Here is a 25,626-nt window from a genome sequence, read left to right on the forward strand (position 1 = left end):
TCTACTTTGATTGGTATCTTTTCTTGGAGGTGGTCAAATGAATCGTCGTGTGAATTGGATTGTCATGATTGTTATCTCTTTAGGGGTTATTGGTTTTATTACAACCTTAGTATCTGATCCTGTATGGCTTTTGAAACAAATCGCCATCTATGCTGCTATTGCTGGTTTAATCTATCTTGTTTATCGATTATTTTCAAGAAGAAGAATGGGCAGAGAACATTCCTCTTATATGAAAGCTGCAAAGCAATCTAAAAGACGTTTTGACGACCGTAGCACTAAGTCTTCTAATGTCAAAAACATTTCACAAGCTAAAAAAGCAAGAAAATCCTCTGCAATCAAAAAGAAAAAACAAACTCCTTCACATTTAACTGTCATTGAAGGAAAAAAAGGCAAAAAGAAAAACAGAGCGTTTTTCTAAAAAGACCACTTCTTTAGAAATTCGTCGGTTCTGTTTCTACCTAGCTCTATAAGGGCTAGTTTTTTTTGTTCATTTAATTCAAATTCTGTTGTTACAATGTCTTCAACAGGGATAAACACAATATCTTTTTCATGTCGTCTTGAAATATGCCGCCCATCATGTGCTTCCTTCATTGTTTCAAACAATGCTCCAAATAAATCAATAGCATTATTAATCTTCTTTTTTGGTCGCTCTTTTTCACTATAACTAAGCTTTATGCCAAGAATAGGCCTTGTTTTATACGGCTTATCTTGGTGATAATATAGCCAAATTGGAAAATTACTAAGAACTCCTCCATCTACAAAAATAGTAGCTCCCTTAGAAGTATTCAACTTAACAGGCTCGAAAAAATAAGGTAAGCTACAGCTCATGCGCACGGCCTTTGCCACTGAAAAGGATTGTGGATTAATACCGTATTGATGGAGATCATCAGGTATGACCATCAACCTTCCATTAGTTAAATCAGAAGCGATAACTCTTAAACTCCCTGGTGCTATATCAGCAAACGTAGAAATACCTCTGTCCCTTAATTTCTGACATAGCCATTCCTCTAATTTATTGCCTCGATATAACCCTAGATTCCAATATAATGAGAGCCATTTTGTAAATGGTAAAGGCAGAAGAAATTTTCGTTCATCTAAAAACATTTTCAAATCTACTTCATCCATTATCTTTAATATTTCATCACTTGTATATCCTGCAATAATAAAAGCAGAAATAATAGAACCTGCACTCGTACCAGCAAGTCTTTTAAACTGATAACCCCTTTTTTCAATTACCTGATAGGCACCAATGAGAGCAAACCCTTTAATACCACCACCTGAGAAAACTCCATCAATTTTCAATCGGCCTCTCCCCTTCCCTCTTATAGTGTAAGAGCGGGCAAATGAAAATAGACCATCAATCATGATTTAGGGGTCATCATTAACTCAATGTACAGAAATCTAGAGACAACCCTTTTAAAATAACTAGCTTCAAAATATGAACACAAAGAAAAAACCCTTTTCAACAAAAGGGATTTTTCTAAATATTATTGTTTCATTTTTGGATCAAGAACATCTCTTAAACCATCACCCATTAAATTAAATCCTAAAACGGTTAACATGATCGCCAATCCAGGAAAGAAAAGCGTCCAAGGCGCTTGTACAAGGTACTGCTTAGAATCTGACAACATTTTTCCCCACTCCGGATTTGGTGCTTGTGCTCCTAATCCAAGGAAACCTAGAGCCGCTGCTTCAATGATAGCAGTTGCTATAGCTAGTGTTGCTTGTACAATGATCGGTGTCATACTATTCGGCAATATATGTCTAAATAGAATTCTATTATCCTTCATACCTACTGCTCTTGCTGCCATAATATACTCTTCTTGTTTAACACTCAAAACCTTTGATCGAACAAGACGACCAAAGTTAGGAATATTTATAATAGCAATTGCAATTAAAGCATTTTGTAAAGATGGTCCAAGGATAGCCACTACAGCTATTGCTAATAAAATACTAGGGAAAGCAAGCATAATATCAAAAATTCTCGAAATAATTGAATCTACCCAGCGTCCATAATAGCCTGCAATAATTCCTAAAAGTGTACCAAAAATTGCAGAACCTAACACAGAAAAGAAACCAACCCATAGTGAAATTCGAGCACCATAGAGAATTCTCGAGAGAATATCACGCCCAAAATCATCTGTTCCAAACCAATGCTCACTTGATGGTGCTAACAGTCGTTTTGACAATTCCTGTTCCTTAAAGCCATAAGGAGCAATAACAGGCGCAAGTATGGCCAGAATGATAAAAAAGATAACAATTCCAAGGCCAACTAGTGCCAATTTGTTTTTACAGAAGGATCTCCACGCCTCTTTCCAAGGTGGTGTTACTTCTTCCTCTACAGCTGTATTTAAAGGATTTGGAGTGTTTTTTGCTAACTCTGCCACGATTTATCCCCCCATTCTTATTATTGATGATATTTTATACGTGGATCAACGACAGCATATAATAAGTCGACGATTAAATTGATTAAGATAAAAATAGCTGCAATAACTAAGATCCCTGATTGTATTACTGGATAGTCACGATAACCGATTGCATCGTATAAATAACGACCAATTCCAGGCCAACCGAAAATCGTTTCTGTTAAAATCGCTCCACCTAATAACAAACCTGTTTGCAAACCGATTACAGTTAAAACTGGAATAATAGCATTTTTTAAAGCATGTTTATAAACAACCCAGAACATTCTTAGACCCTTTGCTCTAGCTGTACGAATATAATCCGATTTCATTACTTCCAACATCGTAGAACGAGTCATTCTTGCAATGATCGCCATCGGTATTGTAGCTAATGCCAAACTCGGAAGGATAATGTGCTGTAGTACCTGAACAAATTGATCTGTCCTGCCTTGTAATAAGGTATCGATCATATAAATATTCGTTATGGCGGTTATCGGGTTCCTAACATCTTCTCTTCCTGTTGAAGGCAACCAACCCAACTCTATCGAAAACGCCCATTGCTCCATTAAACCAAGCCAGAAAATTGGCATTGATACACCAACTAACGCCAAGATCATAGCTAAATAATCAAACCATGAATTTGAGAACCATGCACTAATAATACCTGCATTTACCCCTATAAATATAGCGATTATCATTGCCACAATTGTTAGTTCAATCGTTGCAGCTAAGTACGGCCAAATTTCCTCATTAATTGGACCTCTTGTTCTAAGTGAGGTTCCAAGATCTCCTGTCAAAAGTGCTTTTATATAATCCACATATTGGATATACCATGGTTTATCTAATCCTAGTTCTGTCGTTAATGTAGCAATGGCCTCTTTCGTAGCCTTTTGTCCAAGAATAACCTGCGCTGGATCACCTGGTATAGCACGTATGATTGCAAACACAACTAATGTCATTCCAAACAATACGGGTATAAGTGAAAAAACACGACGGACTGTATAAGAAAACATATTGCTCACCTCTTTTTGTAGAAACTATCAATATTTTGCTTAACAAAAGGGGAGACAAAGCTCCCCTTTCTTTACATGATTATTTAAATTCAACTTTCGTTAATGCCTCAGAACCAGTTGGATGTGGTAAATAATTTACTAAATCACTAGTTCCCGCTAATAACGGTGTTGAGTGAACCAATGGAACCCATGGTGCATCATCATGAATGATTTCTTGAGCTTGTTTGTATAAATCATTTCTTGTATTTTGATCAGTTTCAGTTTGAGCTTTAATTAATACATCATGAAGCTCATCATTGCTGTAATAAGAATAGTTGTTACTTCCAATACTATCTTTGTCTAAAAGCGTGTATAAGAAGTTATCTGGATCTCCATTATCACCAGTCCAACCTAACATGTACGCGTCGAACTCACCTTTAGCAGCTTTATCTAAGTAAGTTGCCCAGTCTACTGATTGAATTTCAGCTGTAACGCCAATCTCAGCAAATGATGCTTGGATAACCTCTGCTACCTTCATTCCTTCAGGCATGTAAGGACGTGCTACTGGCATAGCCCAAAGATCCATTTCAAATCCATCAGCATAGCCTGCTTCAGCTAATAGTTCTTTTGCTTTTTCTAAATCATAAGGATATGCTTCAATCTCATCATTATATCCTTCAACAGAAGGTGGCATTGGGTTTTTTGCAACTTCTGCTTTCCCACCATAAAATGCTTCGATAATGGCTTCTTTGTCAATTGCATGATTTAATGCTTGACGTACAAGTTTATTATCAAATGGAGGACGATTTACTGTAAATCCTAAGTATCCAGTGTTCATTGATGGACGTTCAATTAATTGAAGCTGATCATTACCTGTAATTGTTGCTTCATCTGAATTATTTAATCCATCCATAAGGTCGATCTCACCATTTGTTAAAGCATTTAATCTTGCAGAGTTTTCAGGAATAACACGGAAAATAACTTGCTTTAACTTAGGAAAACCTTCTAACCAGTAATCATCATTCTTTTCAAGTACAATACGATCATTTTGTTTCCACTCTACAAATTTAAATGGACCCGTACCAACTGGATTTTCTCTAAATTTGTCACCAGACTCCTCGATAGCCTTCGGACTAGCAATTCCGAATGGAGACATTGCTAAGTTCTTTAAGAATGGAGCTTGTGGGCGGTTTAGAACAAATTCAACTGTGTAATCATCAACAGCTGTAACAGATTCAATAACATGCCCTTCTTCACCATTAAATCCACCAAACATTGTGTAGTAAGGGAAATCATCTGCATTTCCATTCATCCAACGTTCAAAGTTAAAAACAACTGCTTCTGCATTAAAATCTGTACCGTCATGGAATTTAACACCTTGACGTAGCTTTAATGTGTATGTAAGAGCATCTTCTGAAACTTCCCATGACTCTGCAAGTCCTGGGTGAAGTGTTGTATCTTGCTCTCCATATTCAACTAAGGTTTCAAAAATGTTTTCAGTTACTTTAAATGTTTCACCTTCAGTTGTTGTAATTGGATCAAGAGATGTCGAATCTCCCCCACGTCCAAAAACTAAAGTATCCTTTTTCTCTCCTTCGCTAGAAGACTGTCCTTCGCCACCAGCTTTTTCGTTTGAGTTACCACTACATCCAACTAGAAGCATACTAATCGCTAATAGTGAAATAAGTAGCAGCTTGAGTGATTTGTTTTTCATTCGCTTTCTTACCCCCATTTTTTTTATTTATCATAAATGCTGCATGTTAGTCATTGTATAAATGACATGCAACAAAATGACCATTTATATTTTTATATTCTGGTCGAGTTGTTTTACAAATGTCCATACATTCTGAGCATCTTGTATGAAAGGCGCATCCTGCAGGAGGATTCGATGGACTTGGTATTTCACCAGTAATCGTAATTTTCTCACGATTATTTTCTGGATCTGCGATAGGTACAGCAGATAATAGTGCCTTTGTATAAGGATGCATCGGGTTCGTATAAAGTTCCTCACTATCAGATAACTCTATTAATCTACCTAAATACATAACACCCACTCGGTCACTAATATGACGAACAACACCAAGGTCATGAGCAATAAAGATATAGGTAAGTTGAAACTCATTTTGTATATCTTTCATTAAGTTTAGTACCTGGGCTTGTATGGATACGTCCAATGCTGACACCGGCTCATCGGCGATAATTAATTTAGGCTTTGTCATAAGCGCTTTCGCAATACCAATCCTTTGACGTTGTCCACCACTAAATTGATGTGGATACCTTCTTGCATGGTAGCTGCTCAAGCCAACGATTTCTAACATCTCTTGAACTCGTTTCTTTCTCTCTTCTTTTGAACCAATTCCATGTACAATAAGGGGCTCTTCTAAAATTTTTTCAATAGAATGTCTCGGATTTAAAGAAGCATAAGGATCCTGGAAAACCATTTGTATGTCTCTTCGTGTTTTTCTTAATTCTGTTTTAGACAGGTTCCTAAGATCTTTATCTTCAAAAATGATGCTTCCGTCACTAGCTTCTATTAATCTCATAAGCAATCGGCCTGTTGTAGATTTCCCACAACCACTTTCACCTACGATTCCTAATGTTTCGCCCTTTTTAACGAAGAAAGATAAATCATCAACCGCTTTCACTTCACCTTGCTTTTTGCCAAGTAATCCACCATTTATAGGGAAATACTTTTTTAACCCGTTAACTTGAAGAAGTAACTCTGTCATTTTTCTCTACTTCCTCCTTTCCACTATGCAAAAAGCATCGAACATTATGATCTTCTTTTTCCATTTTATATAGTTGAGGTGTTTCTTCTTGGCATTGACCAAACATTTCCTCACATCTTGCTGCAAAACGACATCCGTTTATAATACTTCCAGGTCGTGGAACATTACCAGGTATACTGTATAACCGATCTTTTTTCCCTCGAATATCAGGGACCGATTTAATTAATCCCTTTGTGTATGGATGTTTAGGATTTTTCAAGATTGTTTTTACGTCACCTTGTTCGACAATTTGACCGGAATACATAACAATTACCCTATCACATACTTCTGCCACTACTCCTAAGTCATGAGTAATAAAAATGATTGATGTATTCATTCTTTCATTTAAATCTTTCATAAGAGATAGAATTTGGGCTTGTATCGTAACATCTAGAGCAGTTGTAGGTTCGTCCGCGATTAAGACTTGCGGATTACAGGCCATCGCCATCGCAATCATTACCCTTTGCCTCATCCCCCCGGAGAGTTGATGTGGATAATCATTAACGATTTCATCTGCTCTTGGTATTCCAACTAACTTAAGCAATTCAACTGCACGCAGTCTTGCCTCTTTTTTCGCTAGATTTGTATGTAACTTTAAAGCTTCAATTAATTGATTGCCTATTGTAAACAATGGGTTTAATGAAGTCATAGGCTCCTGGAAGATCATCGATATCTGATTCCCTCGGATGCCTCGCATTTCTTTTTCACTAAATTTTGTTAAGTCTTTACCTTCAAATAATATTTCACCATGCTCAATCACACCAAGAGGGCTAGGTATTAATCCCATTGTTGACAATGATGTAACACTCTTTCCACTTCCCGACTCTCCAACAATCCCTAAGATTTCGCCTTTATTTAACTCGAAACTTATTCCATCAACTGCTGGGACCAGCTTTTTTTCAGAACGAAAGGATACCTTTAAATCTCTTATTTGAAGTATAGGTTCTTTACTCATTTGATCACCTACCAATTATCTTGTTAAAATTTTAAATTATTAAAATATAATGAAAGTAGTGAATATTATCACATAAAAAATATTCTAATATTGTCGCTTTTTGTCGTATCGAAAGAACTTTCTTTCGACATATTTCGATATCACCACTTTAAACCTTTACTGCTAGCTTGCGTTAAAGAGTTAAACACATTAAGGGATATTGCAGAAAAAGGATCACACCCTCGCGCCACCTTTTTTTTAAAAAAGCTTCTAATTCTTTCTCAGGATAATAATTAAAATAATATCCCACTACATTAATAATGATTTTACCTTTCTTATCATTACAATGTTTCTTTACACAGACAAGGAGTTGGTTACTTTTTATACCAAGTATCTTTTTGGACAAACAAAAAAGCGGTGAATGTAGATTAACTATCATTCACCGCTTTTTCTTACTCTTCATTATTTTTTTGGATATTCCGTAGTGATTGAATTCTCTCTTCTTTTTCTTCAAAATATTGAACAAGATCTCCAATTCGATCGATTGCATTCCAACTTAGATGATGCTCAATACCTTCAACATCATTATATATCTTATCTTGATCAACGCCGATAATAGTTAAAAACTGCTCTAGCAGCTCATGGCGATAAACTAGTCGTTTTCCTGTTTTCTTCCCTTTATTCGTTAACACGAGTCCGCGATATTTCTCATAAATTAAATACTCATCTTTATCTAATTTCTGAACCATTTTTGTGACGGAGGAGGGATGAACAGCCAATGCTTCTGCAATATCAGAAACACGTGCATATCCTTTATCTTCAATAAGTAAATATATTTGTTCGATATAATCTTCCATACTAGGTGTTGGCATGTAGTCCCCTCCAGAATTGCCGATCTTTTTTAACGAAATCATTACAATTTTACATGAGTTTAAAGGTAATGACAAGGAATATTAGGAAAGCACTCCCAATTTCATGAGTGATCCTAGTATAGAACAAATTCTCCATGAGAAAATAACTTGATTGCTCATTTCTATGGCATTTTCAGGTAGTGGATTTAAATGAAATGACATTAAAATCTGTTGCCAGGTTCTTTTATCTTCGATTATGAGGAGTTTATCTTCGATTTTGTCCATTTTATCTACGATTCCTGAGATTTATCTACGATTATTGGGATAGTATCTTCGATTAGATAAAATTCACCATTTTTCGACATGATGAATTTCACTCATCCTCATATAAAAAGGACCTGACATGGTCAGATCCTTTTTAAAAGTTCATATTATAACCCGCACTTCAATTGTGCTCCACAGCTCGTACATGTGTTACAGCCGCCTAAATCTTCAACCGTACCTTCACGACAAACCGGGCAAGTGTTTCCTACTTCATTACCAATTGTAACGTCTGTTGAACGAAGGTCATTTATAGTATCTACAAGTACTACTTTCCCTTTTTCTTTCGGAACAACTTCTTCGTCACTATCATCAAACGTATTTTCTTCTGCTTTTAATGTTAAAACTTGTGTGTCACGGCTACCATCTACATAAACAGTACCGCCTTTTGCTCCACCTTTATATAAACGCTCATACACTTTTTCAACTTGCTCAACTGTGTAACCTTTAGGAGCATTTACAGTTTTACTGATTGAACTATCAATCCAACGTTGGATAACACATTGTACGTCAGCATGTGCTTCCGGTGCTAATTCCATTGCTGATACGAACCATGATGGTAGGTTATTCGCATCTGCTTCTGGATGTTGATCTAAATATTCTTGAACGATATCCGCTTTTACTTCAATGAACTTCCCTAAACGCCCGCTACGGAAGTAAGAGAATGAGAAGTAAGGCTCAAGGCCTGTTGCGACGCCAACCATTGTTCCTGTGGATCCCGTAGGAGCAACAGTTAATAGATGTGAATTACGAATTCCGTATTCTTTTACACCTTCACGAATATCTTCAGGCATTTTGCTCATAAAGCCTGTTTGTGTGAATGCTTCTCTTAAACGATTTGTTTCTACTTCTTGTTCACCAGCTAAGAATGGGAAGCTTCCCTTTTCTTTAGCAAGTTCAATAGATGCACGGTATGCAGTAGTAGCAATCGTTTCAAATACTTTATCTACTAACTGATTACCTTCTTCAGAACCGTACTCTGTTTCACAATAGATTAGTAAGTCATGAAGACCCATTACACCAAGACCGACACGACGCTCACCTAGAGCTTGATGTTTGTTTTCTGGTAAGAAGTATGGAGTTGCATCGATTACGTTATCTTGCATTCTAACGCCAACTTCAACTGTTTTTCTAAGCTTTTCGAAGTCAACTGTTTTTGTTTCTTTATTTGCCATTTCCGCTAGGTTTACAGCTGCTAAGTTACAAACGGAATATGGTGCGAGTGGTTGTTCCAGTTTTTGTTATCCTATCGGCTTTTTATCCGATAGTTCTTACGGTTTTATTCCCGCAAGTTCAGCATATCTTTTCATTACACACTTTTTTCATAAACCTAATCAATTCTTTTCTTCCACGGTCTTCCCCAAAAACAGCTTTTGAGATGACTCTGATGTCCTTCACTCCAAACTTACTTTGGATATCGTGTATTAATTGAGAAATAGTAGTTTTAATTTTATTAAGGGGTGTTCCTAAAACTATATCCTTATTGTCGATTGACCATCTTATAACATAATCCCTTATACCTTTGTGGATAGATTCTCGTTTTTCCATGTATTGAACTGTTGCATTTCGGATAGCGGAGTTTCCTGAGCATGTTCTACTACAATATTTCTTAGGTGAAGTAGATAACACCTCATATTCTTTATTACATTCAATACATTTTCTTTGTACTCTCGCAACTCGAATATATCCTTTTTTCATTCCACTTTTCTTTAATCCTTCTAGCATTTTCTTCTTTGCGAGACTTTCAGAGGCCCACAACTTTCTAGTGTGTTCCCCTATTTTCTTCTTGGCATTTTCACTATGTTTTAAGTTATAGTGAGCGTTAAGCTTACCATGTGCAGTTTTATTAATGGTCGTTTTTTCAGATTTTATCCATTCGTCTATTGTGGATGTTAAAGAAAAAGGTAAAGGTTTATATAATTCTAACAGATGTTTATAGGTAATAAGCTCAAAATCGACGTTATATATTGCCTTAATACAATCTAATGCCTTTCTGGCCTCAATTAATACATTTTCATTTCTGGACTTAATTTCGACTATCTTCTCAAGTTTTCCATTTTGATCGTAGAAAAAGAAATCAGGTTTATAAGTTTTATATCCTATATCATAGGAATGGTCTTCATAACTCCATGGTATTTTGTGAAAATCGAGATATTTTGCATAGGCGTATTCATAAGAACTCCTAAGATAATAGTTCTTATAAAATCCAGCATACCCTCTATTCATGCAAATCACCCCAATACCATTTTTATAATGATATAAATATAAAACTAAGTGTGTCATGCTGCGGCCTCGTGGACGGATTATATTCTCATTCTGAGGTTCACCGTCTATGCGTTGCCCCTGACTAAATCTTTACATTCAGCCTTCGGTTCGGATTAGCATCTCAGCCTTCCCGCTTTATTCCGCAGTTTTTAACGTGAGGCAAACTAAGCCACTTTACCACACGGATTTGTCGCAACAACTTGTTGACCATATGCTTTAGCATTTGTCATGTCGTTTGCATTATCTATAAAGAAAATACCTGGCTCTGCTGAATAAGTTGCACAAATATTAATTAAGTTCCAAAGCTCTTTTGCTTTAATTTTGCGGTACGTACGAACTTTGTAGCCAAGACCTGCCCATTCACGTACATCCCCAACTTTGTGCCAGTTTTCATTGTATTCGTTCATTTCTTGCTGAGTGTAGCTCTCTACATCTGGGAATCGAAGCTCATATTCGGCATCATTTTCTACAGCGTCCATAAAGTCTTTCGTTAGTGTAATAGAAATATTTGCTCCTGTTAAAAACTCTGAATTATGAACACTGTAAGTGCCGCCAGTACGTAGTTTTAACTCTGCGTCTTTAATAATCTTTTCACTAAATCCACCTGTGCCCGGAATTTGCTTGTAGTTCACAATTCCTTGATACATATCAATTTCTTGTTGTGTTAGTGGTGTGAATTTTAATTTATCTTGAGCGTATTTTTTAATCGCTTCATCGTTTGTGTTTTCAATTAGGTAACGTAAAATTCTTGGGTTTTGCATTTTTGAGATAATGAATTCTATGATGTCTGGATGCCAGTCTGCCAGCATGATCATTTGCGCCTTATAAAAATGTTACGTTGATTCGTTAGATCAACTCTCTAAGTCACCTTAGAGTTCAGACCATATCTTACACTCTATCTGAGTGCCCTCGCACTTCGGGATCACTTAATCCCTACTCTACTCACTTTCGCCATGTATGACGTGTTTTCGATGGTCGTTGAACCTTCTCCATAATAGGAGCTTGGCTGCTGATTGTCTTTATCCACTTACTGTTTTTAAGCATTCACGCTTACCGTTTCCAGTTACGTTGTAGCCAGTAAGTCATGTATGATGCATTTTACATTATCAAAATTATTTAATATGTCATCTTCCCAAAAACGGACTATTTGAAATCCGTTTTTTAAGGCAATCTCATTTTTTTCAATATCTATTTTTATCCTCTGTATTTGCCACTGCATAGGTTCAGGATAAAATTTTGGATTTGCATGCCAGTAGTCACCATCACATTCTATAATTAATTTATGCTCTATTAAAAGAAAATCAAATTGTCTGCCTTTCAAAACAAAAGAGTATTTGTATTTTATATTGAGTCTCTTTAAATACTCCTCCATTAACCTTTCAATTGTTGTTTTTTTAAAGACTTGATTTTCCATTTGTTTCAATATAGATGCACGAATCTTATCTATGGTCTCTTTACTATAAATCCCAGTTTTACCACTATTCCAAGAAGGAGTTTTATTTAACTTTCTAGTTTTTGCTGTTTTATTAATTATAGTCCTAAAATGTTCCTGCTTTTGTTCATTGCTCATTGAATGATGCCAATTAGCAAGCTTTTGTGATTTTAACTTTCGTGCACATATTTGACTACAGGTTTTGGTACCTCTATGTTTAGCCTCAAACTTCTTACCTCATGTTTGGCAAACTAATGGTTTTCCTATAGCACCACATGAAATACTACAAAACTTGTTAGGCTTCCCTCTTCTTAATGTTACAAGCCTTCGACATAACTCATATGCACATTTCAAGTCATTGTCTTGGTAATAGTGTTTTAAAAGGTATTCATTTAATGTAAGACCATGTTTCTTTAGATGTGACGTGAACTTCCTTGTTTGTTATGAGATAGTTGAAAATGACATATTTTACATTTTTGAAATTCAGATGCATCATATGGTTTTATCATTTTTAAATCACCTCTAGTTAATTACCTTTCAATTATGAAGATCTCTAGAAGTAATTAATAACTTAAACCATAAAGAGTTTCCAGCAATTCACGAGGTTTTTTATAGACGAGGCACGCGTTATTGTACTCTACCTCGTCTTGATCCACCTTGCTCAACAAGATGAGTCAACTTAGCAATATCATCTAACCATGAAACAGAACCAGATGATTTACCGTTAACACCTTTTGCAAGTGTATTACGTGGGCGAAGTGTTGAACCATTTGTTCCTACTCCACCACCGCGGCTCATGATTTCCATTACTTGCTTACGATGCTCTGAGATTCCTTCACGTGAATCTTTCACAAATGGCATTACGTAACAGTTAAAGTATGTTACTTCTGTTTCCGCGCCAGCTCCATAAAGAACACGGCCGGCTGGAATAAAGTTTAGGTTCACAAGCTCTTGATAGAACTTTTCAAACCATTCTTGACGTTTTTCCTCCGTTGTTTCAACTGATGCTAATCCCGTTGCATTTCTTTTTGCAATTTGTTCGTAAAAGATTTCAAGTGGTTTTTCAATGACGTCTAACGAGCGTTTCACGATTCCTGTTTCCACTTCCTCAGGCTTGTCTAATGAGTGTTTATACTCCTCTTCGACTAGAACACTTGCCATTTTTGCTTCCCAATCAATCGACTTGATATACCCAAGTCCTCTCGCTGGAAATTTAGGGTCTTCTTTAATTGTTAAGACAACGAAGTCCCCTTCAGATAACGTGATTTTTTCCGTATCTTTAAATGTGTAACGATCTAGCATAACTAGTCTTGAAACACCCTTATGAGTTAACTTCATATCTTTTGTAATAGGATGAACTTGTGGGAATGCACTGATATCTTTATTAAGCTTCTCCACATCTAAGCTCATCTTCTGCTCAGTAACAACTGTCATTGTACCAACTCCTCTATCTTTCTAGTAAATCTCCTGATTAAATTTATCATATTCAAATGCATTATTCAATATATAGTGTCTACTTTCTCACAAACAATACTACATATAGTTTTTAGGTCAACTATTTTTCATTTTGTCAAATTGATAACTTATTAAAAAAGAAAGCAAATGAAAGGTTTATAATGATTTATGAGTAAAAAAGGGGATTTTTGAAGAATTTTGTCACTTGCAAGGTGTTTTGTGTCGGAAAATGTTGCCATATCAGGCTTTTATTAATTTTTGTTTTAAAAAATTACTTTTCGTCAAAGTTCTACAAGTCTGACTTTTTCTAAAATAATCAAAACCACCAGTGTGAATGAACTGAACCCAAAAAGTTAGACATAGAAGCTTAGGCTGCTACTTGGGCATGAATTCGGTACTGTACCGGACTCATGCCTTTTAATTTTGCCTTAATCCGTTTGTGGTTATAGTAATATATATAATTCTCTAATTCTAGTTTGAAATGCTCCATACTCTCAAATTCTTTTAAGTACAGTAATTCAGACTTTAATAAGCCAAAGAAATTCTCCATGACTGCGTTATCTAGGCAATTCCCTTTTCGGGACATACTCTGTATGATTCCTTTTTCTTTTAAGGCGTGTTGATAATGCTTCATGCGATAATGCCAGCCTTGGTCGGAATGCAAAATAGGAGTGTCTCCCTCATTTAGTCGGCTAAAAGCTTTATCCAACATCTCTGATACCAGGCGATAAACAGGACGTTTTTCTATGTTATAAGCGATGATTTCCCCGTTGTATAAATCTAAAATGGGGGATAAATATAACTTCTCTCCATGAAGGTGGAATTCTGTCACATCTGTTACCAACTTCTCATTTGGCTTTGATGCTTTAAAATCACGTTCTAAAATATTAGGAGCTACTTTCCCAATATTTCCGCGGTAAGATTGATATTTTTTCATACGCACGAGACATTTTAATCCCATTTTATTCATCAATCGTCTCACTGTCTTATGATTTATTTTTAATCCCCGATTACGTAATTCCAATGTAATGCGGCGGTATCCATATCGTCCTTGATGTTCATCAAAAATCCCCTGAATCAACTCTTTAGTTTCCTTATACTTATCTGGACGATCCATTTGTTTTACCCAATAGTAATACGTACTACGCGCAATTCCAGCGACCTTTACTAGATCAATTACTTTAAATTCATGCCTTAATTCATATATTATTTGCGCTTTGTTTTCTTCTGTAATTTTTCCTTTTCTTGAATTAAGGCTTGTAACTTTTTTAAATATGCATTTTCCATACGTAAACGCTCATTTTCAGCTCGTAACGCTTCAGACTCTTCGACTGACTTAGGTTTCTTTGTTTCTTTTTTCATGGATGGACGCCCCTTTTGTGTTGGTTTTAGGGCATCTATTCCAAGTGATTCGAAACTTTTTAGCCAATTTTGAATGGTACTATGTGTTGCGATGTTAAAAATTGCAGCCGTTTCCCTTATAGACGTCCCTGTCTCTTTTATATAATTTAGTACGTCTAGTTTAAACTCTGTTGTGTAGGATGTATAGGGTTTTTTAAAGGCACTTTCACCATGATATTCATATTGTTTAATCCAATTTAATAAGACAGTATGATCTACTCCTATGGATTTCGCAATTGTTTTTACCCCCTCGAATCCTTGTTGATAACGTATAATTGCTTCTATTTTTTCCTCTATATTAAATTTAGACATATAAAAACTGCACCTCCAATTGTTAGATGTGTGTCTAACAATTGGGGTGCAGTTCATGAACTGGTGGTTTGCTCTGCGGCTGAAAGCCTCTCTTACCGGCCTTGGCCTTAAAGGCCCACTGAAAGGTTTCCCTTTTGCACCACATTCACTCACCAATTCTAAAGAATTTCTCTATTTCTTTTTATTTTTTTCTCCTGTGAACGGATCAAACTCTTCGAACAATGTTAACTGGTCAGCTCGGTAGTCTTCTACCAGCTGATTTCTAATGTATTCTTGTATTTGCTTTTTATTTCGGCCTACTGTATCAACATAGAAGCCACGGCACCAAAATTTCCGATTTCCATATCGATACTTTAAATTCGCATGCCTATCGAAAATCATGAGACTGCTCTTTCCTTTCAAGTAACCCATGAATTGAGACACGCTTAATTTTGGTGGGATACTTACTAACATATGAATGTGGTCGGGACAAGCATTGGCTTCATGAATGACAACACCCTTTCGTTCACACAAATCCCGGATGATCTGTCCAATACTCTTTTTGTATTTTCCATAAATAATTTGTCTTCTGTACTTTGGTGCAAACACAATGTGGTACTTACAATTCCATGTTGTGTGTGCTAAACTATTCATGTCCTTCAAAGGGCATACCTCCTTCTATGGCGAGATAAAGTGGTCGGGAAACCAATTTTATCCTACCATGTGAAGTGAGGTTTTTTTAATACCACGCTTGAAGCTCTTTAGAACCCCCGGCATAGCCAGGGGTTTTCGAAACCACAATAAAGGACGCAATCTTATAAGATTACGCCACATCATCATTTACCTTTTAAAATTCCACTCATCACTTTCATACTTATTCTTAGCTATTTCATTTACATAAGCTTCTTCTTCACTTGTTAATGTATAAGGCTCAAGCTCTATATCAAGGCCCTTTTCAAAGCCTTCTTTAAATGCCTTTTTCGCCTCATCAATTGTAACTGGTTCATTTCGAAGCTCATTTGTCGCCACTGCTTTATTTTTAAAAGCACGTTGCATTCTCTCTTTCACACGATCGTTAGGATACTTAAATAAGTCAAATAACATATCTTCATCAAGATCTAGTAGTATCGATCCATGCTGAAGAATTACACCCTTTTGACGTGTTTGTGCACTTCCTGCAACTTTACGCCCTTCTACAACAAGCTCATACCATGATGGTGCATCAAAGCAAACAGCCGATCGTGGTGATTTCAAGCCAGCCTTTTCTTCATCTGTACGTGGTATAGCAAAGTATGCATCAAGACCAAGGTTTTTAAAGCCTTCTAGTATTCCTTCAGATATTACCCTGTAAGCCTCTGTTACAGTTTTAGGCATTTCAGGATGCTCCTCTGAAACAATGACACTATATGTAAGTTCTTGGTCGTGTAGCACTCCTCGTCCACCAGTTGGTCTCCTTACAAATCCTAAGCCATATTTTTTTACAGCTTCTAAATCAATTTCTTTTTCTACCTTTTGAAAATATCCAATTGAAAGAGTTGCCGGATTCCAACCATAAAATCGTATTGTTGGAGGAATCTTTCCTTCACTATGCCATTCTAAAAGTGCTTCATCCAAAGCCATATTATATGCTGGTGAACAATTACCAGAATCAATGTATCTCCAAACTTCTTTTATCATGTTGTAACCCTCTTTGTTCATTAATTTTACTTTTTTAGTCTAGCAGAACTTTTTAAAGAAGAAAATAATAATGCATGTAACCTGATGACATTTCAGACAAGCTCTTATATAATAATAGAAGTCTTATAAGAGTTCTTATGAGCTTACAAACAAAGATCACACTAAATTAAAGGGGTCGAGAACATTGACATCAACTATTTTATTAATCATTTTAGCAGCCGCTCTAATTGCGTACACTGCTTTTAACTTTTTCTACCAACGTAAAATAATGAAGCAATTACCTGAAGAAGATTTTCGTGCAGGCTATCGTAAAGCACAATTAATCGACGTACGTGAGCCGAATGAATTTGAAGGTGGACATATTCTTGGAGCTAGAAATATCCCGCTTTCACAGTTACGTCAACGCTTAAAAGAAATACGTCCTGATAAGCCAGTCTACTTATACTGCCAAAACACAGTACGTAGTGGTCGTGCAGCACAAATGCTGAAACGTAAAGGTTATAGCGACTTAAACTGCCTAAAGGGTGGTTATAAAAACTGGACAGGTAAAGTTAAAAAGAAATAAGAGATGAATCCTACAAGAAGCGACTCGCAACGCGCATACCTAAACCACTGTTTGGGATGTGAGTGACAGTCTGCTTCTTTTTTTATTTCCTATGGAGGAGTGATGATTTGAAGTTTATCGATAGTTTATACTTTCTGTTTCGGCAACCAAAGATTGTTCTTATCCCAATTCTTTTAGATGTATTATTAACACTCCTTGTAACAACAGGAGCATTGTGGGGATTTACTATTTTTGATTCCTTTGAGTTCACGATAGGAAACCCTATCCAACCCTTTCAACCTACTGGAACATACCCAATCTGGATCCCTCAGATTAGTGATTTAAAAGTGCCAGCAGGATTCATTCATGCCACACTCGATTATAACGTAGCCTTATCCCTTATCATCACAGCTGCTTTTTTTGTCATCAAAAGCTTTTTTATGGGTGGTTATTTAGGCGGTTTAAAGTCAGCACTTACCGAAGAAGAAACAATGATTTTTCGTGAAGGTCGATATTATTTCAAGCATTTTTTCTACTACATATCCTTTTCGCAATCATCATGCTTGTATTAACATTATTAGGTTCATTAATCGGTCCATTTGTTATTGTTTTATTTCTTCTTACTATTCCGTATATCCTCACTCCTTACGTCGTTGTTTTAGAGGATTGTGGAATCACAGAGGCACTTGGTGAATCTAAAAATTTAGTACAGCAACATTTTTGGTTTTTACTGAGGTTTGCTCTTTTACTCATGTTTATTATGTTTTTGCTCACTTTGTCATTACAAACGCTACCGAAATCTACAATCTACATCACAGTTCTCATTGTTTACCCTTTTATAGGCTCAGCAGCCATACTTACCGTTATGGGACGTTTATATGAAAAAGACGAGGAAGAAGAAACAAAGGAATTCAACGATAAAATTCATCTACCATTCCTACTTGCCTGCTATTTCGTTCTATTCTCCTTACCATTACTTGGTGCAAATTTAGCCAAAGGTGAGTACCTTATGTTTCTAGACTTCTCAGAAAAACAAACATTTGAAGGACTTTCCTTCAGGTCTGCAAATGGATATATTCTAGACGACACGTTTCCAACATATGAATGGCTTAACGATGAAAAAATAAAAATAGAATTATCGCTTCCTTCATTGAAAGATGAACCTGATAAAATATCAGGAACGGGTACAGTCGGTATTGTAGCTCCAACTAATAGCGGAAAGCATGAAATGAAAAACGTAGACTTTATTTACAAACTACATAAATCAACCATTAATGACGTCACTTATTACCGAAATTCTCAGCAAGAGTCTATCTCGCTTTTGAATTGGGAAAGCGACATTCCACAGCCTGCTGTTACAATAATGGTTAATAACGAAGGAAATGATGTGTTCTTTTATTTAGCGGAACCTGTTCATCCTCAAGATGGAGTCTTTGGCTTTCAGCAAACAGAAACATATTTTGACGTTAATGAAACAGGACAGATATTTTTACCGATAAGAAATGATACGAACATGTATAGCTATCCTTATTATTGGTTTTCAACTGAATTGACGAAAGAAAAGGTCAGCTCATTCCTTGAAAGTAAAAATAACTATAGTGGGTTCCATCTAAACGATCCAGGCTTTCAAGTAGCCTCACTTATACGAGAGGGCTCATATCAGACAATTATTAGGCTTGCACCAAACTTAACTGAGCAAAATATTCAGCATAACTTAGATGAATGGAGTACACGTTGGGAAGGTTTCTTTGAAGACCAATATGGCAACTTATCGCTAGCAGAGTATTTAACATACGCAAGTAAGTCGGCTACATACGAAGGACTTGAATCTCATCTCACAACTGAGAATGGTGAAGAATACTACGAAAGAATTCTCTCATTTCCTACTACTGAGTTAAAGGTTCGCTATAGTGTGAATGAAGAGGGTCAATTTGAAGAACTTTATATAATAGAAGAACAATAATTTTTTTCATATAATTCCTTGCAGAATAATCGACTTTTTCTGCTAAAATCGATAAGATAAGTAAAGATGAAAAATTTTAGTTTCAATTTGTTGGAGGAATAACATTTTGCTTATAGCTATAGCGTTTTTTCTATTTATGTCTTTTTTCTTATCAGGAAGTGAAACTGCATTAACAGCTGTTAATAAAATGAAATTAAAGAGCCGAGCAGAAAATAATGATAAGAAATCGCAAAAATTACTCGAACTTGTTTCGAAGCCTGATGAGTTAATTACCGGGATACTAATCGGTAATAACATTGCTAACATTATGCTTCCAACTCTTGTGACCATTATTGCACTTGAATATGGAATTAGTGTTGGGATTGCGACTACAGTGTTAACCGTTGTTTTAATCATCTTTGCAGAGGTATTACCAAAATCAATTGCCGCTACATTTGCAGATAAAATTGCTTATACAGTTTTCCCAGTCATAAGAATTATCCTGTTTTTGTTTAAGCCATTGATTTTCCTTCTATCAAGATTTACGAGAACCGTCATTAACAAACTTTCAAACGATGAAGAAAAAACTGCATCAATCTCAAGAGAAGAACTTATTACGATGGTAAATATCGCTACATCAGAAGGAATTCTACAAACGGATGAAGAACAGCGAATTAAAGGAGCAATTGACTTTTATGACCTGGATGTTCGAGATGCTCTTAAAGTCCCTCGAACAGAAATACAAGGAATCTCATCAGGTTCAACCTTTGAAGAAGCACGTGAAATCGTCTTAGAAGGAAGTCATACTCGCTATCCTGTTTATAAAGAAAGCATGGACAATATTGTAGGTGTGCTTCATTCAAAGTCACTTCTATCTTGGTCATTAGAACCACATAAAAATTTAGAAGATTTTATTGATGATGATCCTCTTTTTGTATTCGAATTTCACTCAATCGAAAAGGTCTTTAAATTAATGTTAAAAAAACGAAGACATTTAGCGATTGTTCTTGATGAATACGGCGGAACAAAAGGTATTTTAAGTCATGAGGATATTATTGAAGCGATGATCGGACAAGAAATAAAAGATGAAACCGATCAGGATGAAGAAATACTAATTGAAGAATTAACCGATTATCATATTATTTGTAATGGTAAACTTGCATTGCGACGTTTAAATGAAGTGTTTAAAACGAAAATTCCTGAGCAAGAAGATATCCTTACAGGGTTTCTACTAAAAGAAATGGGACGTTTTCCAGATGAAGGAGAAACTTATGAATACCATCACCTTCATTTTGAAGTAATGAACGTTGAGGATAATAAACTAAAGAGAATTAAAATCACTAAAAAAGTCGTACCAGATGAATCTTAATGATACATATAAGAAAAGCGCAAGCGCCTTGGTCAGCCTCGGGCAATAAGACGATTTGGAATAGAAGGCGTTCTTTGCCTTATATTCCAAATTGGCTTATGACCTCGAGGGGCTAGGCGCTGGAGCTAGACACTAAAACTACGTACAAAATTTTATACTTTCTTACCTATTAAATAGGCCGCATAATTTTGCGGCCTTTTCATCATTATCTTGCAAAACTTAATATTTGTTTCAAGAAACCTAATCCTGATTTCTGCTCCTGTTTCATTCGTTCTGATCTGTATTGATGCTCCTTCACAAACGTTAAAAATCGTTCCTCACGCTCATCTGTTTTCTTTTGAGCAAGCTCCCGTTCAACTTCAATTTCTTCTTTATATGATGCCCTTTCCGCTTCAGCAGTGACCGCTAAGCTTGTAATCATATCCTGAACATCAGAGAACTCAAATCTTGCCACTTCTGTTTGTAATTTTGCTGTTTCAGTAATTTTCTCGCTAACAGATGAAACCACATTTTTTTCTAGCTTTTCAAGACGTTCGTCAAGCTTTAACATGTTTTGAACTTCCTGTGATTCAATAAATGACGTAATTTTTGATAGTGTTTCATGTAATTCGGTAACATCATTTCCTTCTTGTACTGAAGATGTACTCGTTGTTCTTTGACTTTGGAAAAGCTGTTTAATGGTTTGTGTATCCATATTACTTTCCTTAAACGCTTTTACCTTTTGGAAAAACTCAATATTTTCTGCTGTAAACAGCCTAGCGTTTTTATCATCTCTCTTGATTGTAATAAATTCTGAATACTCTTCTTCCCATTGCTTTAAAATAAACACCTTTTCTCCTACAAGCGAAGACGCCTTCGATATAGTTATATACTTTGCTGCCAACCTAAACACCAACCTTTGTCTATTTTTTCTTATCTAACTAGTTCTACTAAATCCCTAGTAAATTCCTCCCTCTCGACAAAGGTTCTAAAAACTAGTCATAATGTTGGGGGTTTTGGTTGTTTTCAACATGAAATGATGAATCTTTATGAACATGAACATGAAAAAATAATAAATACTAGAAGATGAGTGATTATAACCTAAATAAAAGGTCGAAAACTGGAAATTATGTTTGTCTTTTTTCAAGTTTTTTGGTAAATTTACTAAGTTATTTATCCTTTATATACAAAATCATATGAATTTTTTTGAAATAACACATTCTGCTTTCTGTTTACCCTCTCTAGACACCATGAAAAATGTAGTCACAAAAAGAAATGGAGAAAAATTTATGTTTAACAAAATTGATTCTTTAGACACGGTCATTAAGTTAGTGCCAATTTTAAAAGCAGCAGTGCCAGCTGATCTATCTATTGCTATTTGTAATTTGCATGAATTTGTTGCTTATTTTCCAGGCGAGAATATCAACCTTCAAATAAAAATTGGACAAAAAATTAATCCTGACGAACCTCTTTCTGTCGCCATTCGTCAAAATAAAAAACTACAAGCTGAGGTACCTGCTGAATTTTATGGATTTGAATTTACAGGAACAGCTCTACCTCTACATGATCAAAATAATCAAGTAATCGGCGGAATCGCCATTCAATTACGTAGAGAGAGCGAACTAAGAGCAATTATTAAGCAAATAGCTGGCTCTTTATCACAAGCTAAAGAAAGTGTAAACATGGTAGTGGACGGATCAAACTCGTTAGCATCTCTATCTCAACAACTCCTTTTACAATCACAGCAAGCATCAAGTGATGTAAAAGAAACAGATGTTGTTTTATCTATGATTAAAAAGGTAGCTGATCAGACAAATTTACTCGGTTTGAATGCAGCAATTGAAGCAGCACGAGCTGGGGAAAAAGGCAAAGGTTTTGAAGTTGTCGCTAACGAAATTAGAAAATTCTCAAAGGAGACAGTCTCTTCCACTCAAAAAGTAAATCAAATAACTTCTCAAATTCAGGGTGTTACAACTAAGATGGGGGAGTCCATACAAACAATCGCCTCAATTGGAAACGACCAAGCAACATCGATGCAGGAAGTTTCTTCATTAATAGAAGAGATTGAGCAACTTTCGAAAAGATTATCAGAATTTGCAAACAAGATCTAATGTCATGAAAACGATAAAAAACTGACTTACCATCTTTGGCAAGCCAGTTTTTTATTATGCACGTTGATATTTTAAAATCGGTTTTCTCGCAGCTGTTGTTTCATCTAAGCGTTTAACAACTGTTGTATGTGGTGCTTCCTGAACAATTTCAGGTGTTTCTTCTGCTTCTTTCGCAATTTGAATCATCGCATCAATAAAGGAATCAAGTGTTTCTTTTGATTCTGTTTCAGTTGGTTCAATCATGATACACTCCTCCACGTTTAATGGGAAGTAAATTGTTGGTGGATGGTAACCGAAATCCAATAATCTCTTCGCAATATCAAGTGTACGAACACCAAGCTTTTTCTGACGCTTTCCAGAAAGAACAAACTCGTGTTTACAATGCTGATTAAATGGAAGATCATAATATGGTGCTAAGCGACGCATCATATAGTTTGCATTTAACACCGCATATTCTGTTACAGCTTTTAAGCCATCAGGGCCCATTGTACGAATGTAGGTATACGCACGAACATTAATGCCAAAGTTTCCGTAGAATGGTTTTACTCGTCCGATTGACTCTGGACGATTGTAATCAAAATGATAGCCTTCTTCTGTTTTCACTAGCACTGGTTTTGGAAGATAAGGAATTAAATCTTCCTTTACCCCAACAGGACCAGATCCAGGACCGCCACCACCGTGTGGACCTGTGAATGTTTTATGAAGGTTCAAGTGAACAACATCAAAGCCCATATCTCCTGGACGAGCTTTACTTAATACCGCATTTAAGTTCGCTCCGTCATAATAAAGCTTTCCACCTGCATCATGGACAATTTGCGCCATTTCTAAAATATGTGCTTCGAAAAGTCCTAGTGTATTCGGATTTGTTAGCATTAATGCTGCCGTTTGATCATCAACAACACGTCGTAAATCCTCTAAATCAACAAGACCATTTTCATCTGATTTAACTGTGATCGTTTCAAAGCCTGCAACTGTTGCGGATGCTGGGTTTGTGCCGTGAGCTGAGTCAGGAACGATAACCTTTGTACGCTTTGTATCATTGTTCGCTTCATGATACGCACGAATCATCATTAACCCTGTCCACTCACCGTGAGCTCCTGCTGCAGGTTGAAGTGTTACTTCATCCATTCCTGTGATTTCTTTTAAATGCTCTTGAAGGTCAAATAATAATTCCATTGCCCCCTGAACCGTTGATTCGTCTTGTAATGGATGGATATGAGCCAGCCCAGCAATACGCGCCACATTTTCATTAATTTTTGGATTGTACTTCATTGTACAAGATCCTAGTGGATAAAATCCTGAATCAACACCATGATTTCGTTTTGACAATGCTGTGTAATGTCTCATAATATCAAGCTCAGACACTTCAGGTAGTTCAGCTTGTTCTGTGCGAATATAAACAGAAGGAATGAGTTCGTCTAACGATAATTCATCAACCTCAAGCTCTGGTAAGCTGTATCCAATACGACCTTCTTTGCTTAGTTCAAAAATTAATGCTTGATCTTGATTACTCATTAAGCATCCCCCAATTCCTTCACAAGTGTGTCAATTTCTTCTTTAGTACGCAGCTCTGTTACTGCAATAAGCATATGATTTTCAAGCCCAGAATCAACTCTACCTAAATCAAAACCACCAATAATGTCTTTTTCTAAAAGCTGTTTGTTAACTTCTGATACAGGTTTTGATAATTTCACAACAAATTCATTAAAAATTGGTTGATCGAAAGGAACCTCAATACCAGCTTTGATACATGCTCTTTTCGCATAGTTCGCTTTTTGGATATTTTGAATAGCCATTTCTTTCACACCTTGCTTACCAAGAGCTGTCATCGCTACAGAAGCAGCAAGTGCATTTAACGCTTGGTTTGAGCAAATATTAGAAGTTGCTTTGTCACGACGAATATGTTGTTCACGTGCTTGAAGTGTTAACACAAATCCACGTTTTCCATTTTCATCCGTTGTTTGCCCAACAAGACGACCTGGAACTTTTCTTAATAACTTATTTGTTACCGCAAAATAACCACAGTGTGGGCCACCAAATGCAGTTGGTATACCGAAAGGCTGTGCATCACCCGCAACAATATCCGCACCAAATGCTCCAGGAGGTGTTAATGCTCCTAATGCAAGTGGGTTAGAAGAAACGATAAACATACTTTTTCCAGTATGTGCAATTGGCTCAATGTCTTTTAATGGCTCAATATGACCAAAAAAGTTTGGATACTGCACAATCACAGCTGCTACATCATCATTCATTTCCTGTTGTAATGCCTCTAAATCTGTTACACCGTTTGTCACAGGTACTTCCACAACTTCAATGTACTGTCCAGCAGCATACGTTTTAATGACATCACGTGATTCAGGGTTAACTGCCTTAGAAACTAACACCTTCTTTTTCTTTGTCTGACCTGCTGCAAGCATTGCTGCTTCTGCTAATGAAGTTCCTCCATCATACATAGAAGAGTTAGCAACATCCATACCAGTTAACTCACAAATCATCGTTTGAAATTCGAAAATAGCTTGAAGCTCCCCTTGTGAAATTTCCGGTTGATATGGTGTATAGGCAGTATAAAATTCTGAACGAGAAATTACATGATCAACGATTATTGGCATGTAATGATCATAAACACCCGCACCTAAAAATGATGCATGACTGCGTAGATCCTTATTTTTTGCTGCAAGCTTCGTAAGTTCTTTTAGAAGCTCTGTTTCAGATTTTGCTTTTTTAATGTTATATTCTCCTTGAAAACGAACACTCTCAGGAATATCTTGAAAAAGCTCTTCAACAGAAGTAACACCAATTGCTCCAAGCATTTCCTGCTTATCTTGTTCCGTCATTGGTAAATAACGATGATTCATTACGTGTGAACCCCTCTCATTTTAAGGTCATATTTTA

General features: G+C 36.1%; 21 protein-coding genes and 3 pseudogenes. 6 read left to right on the forward strand and 18 right to left on the reverse strand.

The annotated features are described in order from the left end of the window. The first annotated feature begins 37 nt into the window (after positions 1-37). A complete protein-coding gene (locus LPC09_RS17045; RefSeq protein WP_098796017.1) occupies positions 38-418 on the forward strand; it encodes an SA1362 family protein in 381 nt (126 codons plus the stop codon). On the opposite strand, the gene LPC09_RS17050 is transcribed toward LPC09_RS17045, so the two are convergent. The 15 genes and pseudogenes from LPC09_RS17050 to LPC09_RS17120 all read right to left on the reverse strand — a co-directional run bounded on the left by LPC09_RS17050 (position 415) and on the right by LPC09_RS17120 (position 16,789). Beyond that, positions 415-1,302, reverse strand: a complete 888-nt coding sequence (locus LPC09_RS17050; protein WP_098796016.1) for a patatin-like phospholipase family protein — start codon at positions 1,300-1,302, stop codon at positions 415-417. The genes LPC09_RS17045 and LPC09_RS17050 overlap by 4 nt on opposite strands. Before the next feature lie 185 nt (positions 1,303-1,487). Then, positions 1,488-2,387, reverse strand: coding sequence for a nickel transporter permease (gene nikC, locus LPC09_RS17055; protein ID WP_098796015.1), 900 nt, complete (start codon positions 2,385-2,387; stop codon positions 1,488-1,490). A 20-nt stretch (positions 2,388-2,407) separates the two neighbouring features. Continuing rightward, complete coding sequence (locus LPC09_RS17060) at positions 2,408-3,415, reverse strand: ABC transporter permease (protein ID WP_098796014.1); 1,008 nt, start codon at positions 3,413-3,415, stop codon at positions 2,408-2,410. A 79-nt stretch (positions 3,416-3,494) separates the two neighbouring features. Beyond that, positions 3,495-5,108 (reverse strand): ABC transporter substrate-binding protein, encoded by a 1,614-nt coding sequence (locus tag LPC09_RS17065; RefSeq protein WP_098796013.1) that lies wholly within the window; start codon positions 5,106-5,108, stop codon positions 3,495-3,497. Between the two features lie 46 nt (positions 5,109-5,154). Next, positions 5,155-6,123 carry an ABC transporter ATP-binding protein gene (locus LPC09_RS17070; protein WP_098796012.1) on the reverse strand — a complete coding sequence of 323 codons (969 nt, stop codon included), beginning with the start codon at positions 6,121-6,123 and terminating at the stop codon, positions 5,155-5,157. Next, positions 6,098-7,117 carry an ABC transporter ATP-binding protein gene (locus tag LPC09_RS17075; RefSeq protein ID WP_231307871.1) on the reverse strand — a complete coding sequence of 340 codons (1,020 nt, stop codon included), beginning with the start codon at positions 7,115-7,117 and terminating at the stop codon, positions 6,098-6,100. Before LPC09_RS17075 ends, LPC09_RS17070 begins: the two co-directional genes overlap by 26 nt. 431 nt (positions 7,118-7,548) lie before the next feature. Beyond that, positions 7,549-7,968, reverse strand: coding sequence for a transcriptional regulator MntR (gene mntR / locus LPC09_RS17080; RefSeq protein ID WP_098796009.1), 420 nt, complete (start codon positions 7,966-7,968; stop codon positions 7,549-7,551). Between the two features lie 410 nt (positions 7,969-8,378). Continuing rightward, positions 8,379-9,500, reverse strand: a pseudogene (locus LPC09_RS17085) (hypothetical protein); the annotation flags it as partial. Positions 9,501-9,561: 61 nt separating this feature from the next. Next, positions 9,562-10,494, reverse strand: a complete 933-nt coding sequence (locus LPC09_RS17090) for a PDDEXK family nuclease (RefSeq protein ID WP_098796006.1) — start codon at positions 10,492-10,494, stop codon at positions 9,562-9,564. 212 nt (positions 10,495-10,706) lie between these two features. Next, positions 10,707-11,345 (reverse strand): annotated as a pseudogene (locus LPC09_RS17095) (hypothetical protein); the annotation flags it as partial. Between the two features lie 251 nt (positions 11,346-11,596). Further along, a complete protein-coding gene (locus LPC09_RS17100) occupies positions 11,597-12,103 on the reverse strand; it encodes an endonuclease domain-containing protein (protein ID WP_098796004.1) in 507 nt (168 codons plus the stop codon). Between the two features lie 501 nt (positions 12,104-12,604). Then, a pseudogene (locus LPC09_RS17105) lies at positions 12,605-13,399 on the reverse strand (ribonucleotide reductase N-terminal alpha domain-containing protein); the annotation flags it as partial. 388 nt (positions 13,400-13,787) lie between these two features. Beyond that, positions 13,788-15,133, reverse strand: a protein-coding gene (locus tag LPC09_RS17110; protein WP_098799740.1) for an IS3 family transposase whose coding sequence is annotated in 2 segments (ribosomal slippage) — positions 13,788-14,677 and positions 14,677-15,133 — 1,347 coding nt in all. Because the reading frame shifts where the segments join, the coding sequence is not laid out codon by codon here. A 171-nt stretch (positions 15,134-15,304) separates the two neighbouring features. Next, positions 15,305-15,766 (reverse strand): IS200/IS605 family transposase, encoded by a 462-nt coding sequence (tnpA, locus tag LPC09_RS17115; RefSeq protein ID WP_098796075.1) that lies wholly within the window; start codon positions 15,764-15,766, stop codon positions 15,305-15,307. A gap of 186 nt (positions 15,767-15,952) precedes the next feature. After that, positions 15,953-16,789, reverse strand: a complete 837-nt coding sequence (locus LPC09_RS17120) for a lipoate--protein ligase family protein (protein WP_231307872.1) — start codon at positions 16,787-16,789, stop codon at positions 15,953-15,955. Between the two features lie 184 nt (positions 16,790-16,973). On the opposite strand from LPC09_RS17120, the gene LPC09_RS17125 reads away from it, so the two are divergent. The 4 genes from LPC09_RS17125 to LPC09_RS17140 all read left to right on the forward strand — a co-directional run bounded on the left by LPC09_RS17125 (position 16,974) and on the right by LPC09_RS17140 (position 20,644). Then, on the forward strand, positions 16,974-17,354 hold the full coding sequence (locus tag LPC09_RS17125) for a rhodanese-like domain-containing protein (RefSeq protein ID WP_231307873.1): 381 nt from the start codon (positions 16,974-16,976) through the stop codon (positions 17,352-17,354). A 107-nt stretch (positions 17,355-17,461) separates the two neighbouring features. Next, entirely contained in the window at positions 17,462-17,905 is a 444-nt protein-coding gene (locus LPC09_RS17130) for a hypothetical protein (protein WP_231307874.1), read from the forward strand. Next, positions 17,893-19,296, forward strand: coding sequence for a hypothetical protein (locus LPC09_RS17135; protein WP_231307875.1), 1,404 nt, complete (start codon positions 17,893-17,895; stop codon positions 19,294-19,296). The genes LPC09_RS17130 and LPC09_RS17135 overlap by 13 nt, the downstream gene beginning before the upstream one ends. A gap of 106 nt (positions 19,297-19,402) precedes the next feature. Next, a complete protein-coding gene (locus LPC09_RS17140; RefSeq protein WP_098795999.1) occupies positions 19,403-20,644 on the forward strand; it encodes a hemolysin family protein in 1,242 nt (413 codons plus the stop codon). 205 nt (positions 20,645-20,849) lie between these two features. On the opposite strand, the gene LPC09_RS17145 is transcribed toward LPC09_RS17140, so the two are convergent. After that, a complete protein-coding gene (locus LPC09_RS17145) occupies positions 20,850-21,527 on the reverse strand; it encodes a MerR family transcriptional regulator (RefSeq protein WP_176551005.1) in 678 nt (225 codons plus the stop codon). Between the two features lie 385 nt (positions 21,528-21,912). On the opposite strand from LPC09_RS17145, the gene LPC09_RS17150 reads away from it, so the two are divergent. Further along, on the forward strand, positions 21,913-22,734 hold the full coding sequence (locus LPC09_RS17150) for a methyl-accepting chemotaxis protein (protein ID WP_231307876.1): 822 nt from the start codon (positions 21,913-21,915) through the stop codon (positions 22,732-22,734). A gap of 54 nt (positions 22,735-22,788) precedes the next feature. On the opposite strand, the gene gcvPB is transcribed toward LPC09_RS17150, so the two are convergent. Together gcvPB and gcvPA are read right to left on the reverse strand one after the other, a co-directional pair. Beyond that, a complete protein-coding gene (gene gcvPB / locus LPC09_RS17155) occupies positions 22,789-24,249 on the reverse strand; it encodes an aminomethyl-transferring glycine dehydrogenase subunit GcvPB (RefSeq protein WP_231307877.1) in 1,461 nt (486 codons plus the stop codon). After that, a complete protein-coding gene (gene gcvPA / locus LPC09_RS17160; RefSeq protein ID WP_098795995.1) occupies positions 24,249-25,589 on the reverse strand; it encodes an aminomethyl-transferring glycine dehydrogenase subunit GcvPA in 1,341 nt (446 codons plus the stop codon). Before gcvPA ends, gcvPB begins: the two co-directional genes overlap by 1 nt. Positions 25,590-25,626 lie beyond the last annotated feature (37 nt).

Origin of the sequence: Metabacillus sp. B2-18, from assembly GCF_021117275.1 — a bacterium.
Taxonomy (GTDB): Bacteria; Bacillota; Bacilli; order Bacillales; family Bacillaceae; genus Metabacillus.